At 38.8% G+C, this 4,177-nt stretch carries 2 protein-coding genes and 1 pseudogene; all 3 read right to left on the bottom strand.

The features are described 5' to 3' along the window. Positions 1-2,082: pseudogene (locus AFK68_RS07700) on the bottom strand (hypothetical protein); the annotation flags it as partial. 518 nt (positions 2,083-2,600) lie between these two features. Next, a partial coding sequence (locus AFK68_RS07690) for a WD40 repeat domain-containing protein (protein ID WP_371357275.1) occupies positions 2,601-3,687 on the bottom strand: 1,087 nt, incomplete at its 3' end. Positions 3,688-3,704: 17 nt separating this feature from the next. Next, positions 3,705-4,173, bottom strand: a 469-nt coding sequence (locus AFK68_RS41245) for a WD40 repeat domain-containing protein (RefSeq protein WP_256386512.1), incomplete at its 3' end; no start/stop codon positions are given. Positions 4,174-4,177: the final 4 nt, after the last annotated feature.

The raw sequence follows: 4,177 nt of genomic DNA, 5'->3' as shown, positions 1-4,177 counted from the left end.
AAAATTCCCTAAGCAATAAATTAAATTTTTACTTAATATATCATAATTAATTACTTCTAAATTAGCTAAATGATTAAACTCTAATAAGTAATGAATGTAGTCTGATCTTAGGGATAAAACTATTTTCACAAAAGGAATTTTTAAACATTCTTGTAGGAAATAAGCAAATTCTTGTTTCTGTTTTGCTGCCATATTTGCAAAGAAAAATTCCTCAAATTGGTCAAAAATTATGACTGTTAATAAATTGGATTGAGCATTATTTTTTAACTTCTCAAAAATTTCCTCAGTCGAATTTAGACCATTTGAATTAATTGCATAATTTTTAATTATTTGTAGTTTTTTCTCTAAAACTTTTCCCAATTCGGAAACCCAATTAACATAAACTCGTTGTAAAACAACTATTACATCACGAGTATCAATTGATTTTCCTTCTAAAGTTGGAACTAATCCGGCGTGTAAAATTGAACTTTTGCCTACTCCTGATTGCCCATGAATAACTATCAGTTTATAGTCAGGGCGACTAATTCTTTCCAGCAGTTTTTCTACATTATGCTGTCGTCCTGATGCTGCAATTTCTTGAGTAAGTTTTTGTTGATTAGTTCTTTGTTTTGACTGAGGTAAAGCGGGATTAATATTTAGTTTGATATCTCTTAAGCGATTAGGACCAACAAAAGCCTGAAAGCCAAATTGTTGTTTGATTTTTTGTTGTTCTTGCTTAATTTCAAAAGCCTTGAGATATTCTTTTTGTTTGTAATAAATTGCTTGTAATTCTGTGAGAATATCAATGTAAAATTCAGGGTTATATTCGGGTTTTGTCGTATGTATTGCTTTTTCTAAACTGTCGATAGATGCTTGAATTTCACCTAAACTTTTTTCGGCTTTTGCCAGAGAAAATAAGTATTTACCCTGATGATATGAAAACTCCCAATCTAAATTAATTTCTTCCTTTCTTGAGGTACAATTAGATGCTTTATCTAGGGTCTCATTAAGAATCATTAGAGATTTTTGAGCAAGTTTTTTGGCTTGTTTATAGTTATTTTTAGTCAGTTCAACTTCAGCTAGAAAACTATAAGCACAAGCTTCTCGAAATGGATGGGAATAGATTTTGTGTAATTCTATTGCTCTATGGGCAACAGTCTCTAACTTATCCCAATGTTCCAAAGTTTGCAGAATTTCTCCCCAAGCATTGATAAATTTTGCTGCTAAATTTGGGTAGTTAGCTGTTTCAAATATTTCCACTGACTTCTGATAATATGAGGCAGTTCGGGAACAACTTGTATCTTTGTCTATGCCATGCCAAAGTTCATAACTACGCCACAACAACCCCAGATAATAATAAGTGTGAGCTACTCGCACCTGGTTGTTAAGTTGTTGCCAAAGTTCGAGACTGCGTTGATAATGCTTTAATGCTGTTTCCTCGGAATTATCTGCTGTTCTACCTAAAACAAATTCTAAACCTGCCTCTAATTTTGGTTCTAACCTAACTTCTCTATTTGACAATTCTTGCTGTGCATCTAACAATTCTTGATAAACAAATTCTCCCACACCCAAAGCGGTATGTTCCAAAAATATTCCGGCTCCATTATCTAATACTTTCTGATAAACACAGTTACTCGTTTGCTGAATAAAATCTATTAATTCTTGAGTGGGAGTTTCAAATACAGTTAGACTTGTCCAACTTTCAAAATCAGGAATTAAGCGAATAAACTTTCGGGAAATCTCTTGATCTATCCATAAAAGTATTGGGAAGTGAAAATTATTTTTAAATTCCTCCCGCACTAACCCCATGGAGACGAGTAGTTTATCTACATCCGTTACTGACTCTAAACCCCAAACCATCAAAGCATCTGGTTGTTGGTCTCCTAACTGTTGGCCAATAGTAGCATAAAGTTCTCCCACTGACTCATCTAACTGCAACTGTGCTAAGTTTCCAGAAAAAGATGCCTGGAGTTTTTGGATAAGGCGATCGCGCTGAGTTAGAGTATTACTACGGGCTAAAAATAGCCGAAACTCTCCTTGAGACATTTCTAGAGCAAATATTAGCTCGGACAATAATTCTGGATTTTGATGAAAATTTGGCATTCTATTTCAGTTATCAGTTATCAGTTATCAGCTTAGTAGTGCCGTGTCAAGACTACAATTGTGGGTTAGGAGCGAGTAACCTTGGAGACCTCACCCCCCTGCCCCTCCTCCTCTCCTGCTTTTGAGAGTGGGGAAAGACTCCCCCTTCCCTCGTAGGGAAGGGGGTTGGGCGTTAGGTTCTTTAACTCACATTTTCAAGCTTGACACGACAGTAGGGTGCGTTAATGAAATGTAACGCACCGAAATATTTGGGGCGGTGCGTTACTAATTATTTAATTATAAGGCTAATCCCTTAACTCCTTCAACACCTCATCAGTAAACGGGTTTTCCCCTGCCTGGAGTGCTTTTATCCATTCTTGGCGTTGTGCTTTATTCTTCTCATTGTCAGTCCATTCTACATATACCTGAAAATCTTCTATTGCCCCTTCAATATCCCCAGTTAATGCCCTGGCAAGTCCCCGACTGTCAATAATACCGCCATCTTTTGGGCTAAGAGCAACTGCTTTTTCACAAGCAANCATCAGTAAACGGGTTTTCCCCTGCCTGGAGTGCTTTTATCCATTCTTGGCGTTGTGCTTTATTCTTCTCATTGTCAGTCCATTCTACATATACCTGAAAATCTTCTATTGCCCCTTCAATATCCCCAGTTAATGCCCTGGCAAGTCCCCGACTGTCAATAATACCGCCATCTTTTGGGCTAAGAGCAACTGCTTTTTCACAAGCAAACATCACATCAGCAGCTTGTTTATAAAGACTGCCATACCAACAAAGTGTATACCAATAACCAGCAGTAATTTGAGTGGGGTCAATTTTTTCTACTTGCTTGTAGGAGTCTATGGCATCCTTAACTTTACCCCTTTTAACAAGCTTGCTCCCTTTATCCAACCCATCTACTGCATCGGAAGCCTCAAGTTTTGCTTTAGCTTCTGGATTAATATTTTGCCAAGTAGGGATAAATGCAACTTTGTCAAGTTCTTTTGCTCGTTGATACTTTTCTATTGCTGCCTCTATTTTTCCTTCTCTTGCTAATTCGGTACCTTCCTCCATCAGCTTTTCTGCCTCCCCTAATGATGCTGCCCAAACTTTAAAATTTGGGTTGAGGTCAAGGTCTGGATTCCATTTTGCTGCTTTCTCTAATTTAGCTGCTGCTGCCTCAAGTTTTTTTGTTTCCCCATTGCTTTCCCTTGCTAATTTCTCTCCCACTATTACCAAATTACGAGAAGCTACTTTCTTACGTCCGTAGGTTTGGCAAATCTTGAGTTCCTCTAGCTCCTGGGGGTGGGTAATCAAATAATCATTTAACCACTCGCAACCAAGCTTAGTTAAATCTTCTATCCGCCAATTTGTCCACAATTTCACTGTTTTGTCAAAACTAGCAGTGGCAATAGTCTCTCCATCCGGACTAAATGCTACACCATTGACTATATCCTCATGCCCTTTGAGAGTCTGCAATAATTTCCCCTGAAGGTTCCACAATTTCACTGTTTTGTCCCAACTTGCAGTGGCAATAGTCTCTCCATCCGGACTAAATGCTACACCTCTGACCGAATTCTTATGCCCTTTGAGAGTCTGCAATAATTTCCCCTGAAGGTTCCACAACTTCACTGTTGTGTCACGACTANCTACACCTCTGACCGAATTCTTATGCCCTTTGAGAGTCTGCAATAATTTCCCCTGAAGGTTCCACAACTTCACTGTTGTGTCACGACTAGCAGTGGCAATAGTCTCTCCACCCGGACTAAATGCTACACCTCTGACCAAATTCTTATGCCCTTTGAGAGTCTGCAACTCCTTCCCCTCAAGGTTCCACAATTTCACTGTTTCGTCCCAACTTGCAGTGGCAATAGTCTCTCCATCCGGACTAAATGCTACACCATAGACCGTATTCTCATGCCCTTTGAGAGTCTGCAATAATTTCCCTTCAAGGTTCCACAACTTCACTGTATCGTCAGCACTAGCAGTGGCAATAGTCTCTCCATCAGGACTAAATGCTACACCAAAGACCTTATTCTCATGCCCTTTGAGAGTCTGCAACTCCTTCCCTTCAAGGTTCCACAACTTCACTGTTTCGTCAGCACTAGCACTTGCGATAGTC

The sequence above is a fragment of the Hydrocoleum sp. CS-953 genome, from assembly GCF_002260545.1.
GTDB lineage: Bacteria > Cyanobacteriota > Cyanobacteriia > Cyanobacteriales > Microcoleaceae > Trichodesmium.
The sequence above is the reverse complement of the archived record's forward strand: the minus strand, read 5'-3'. Positions and strand labels throughout refer to the sequence as shown.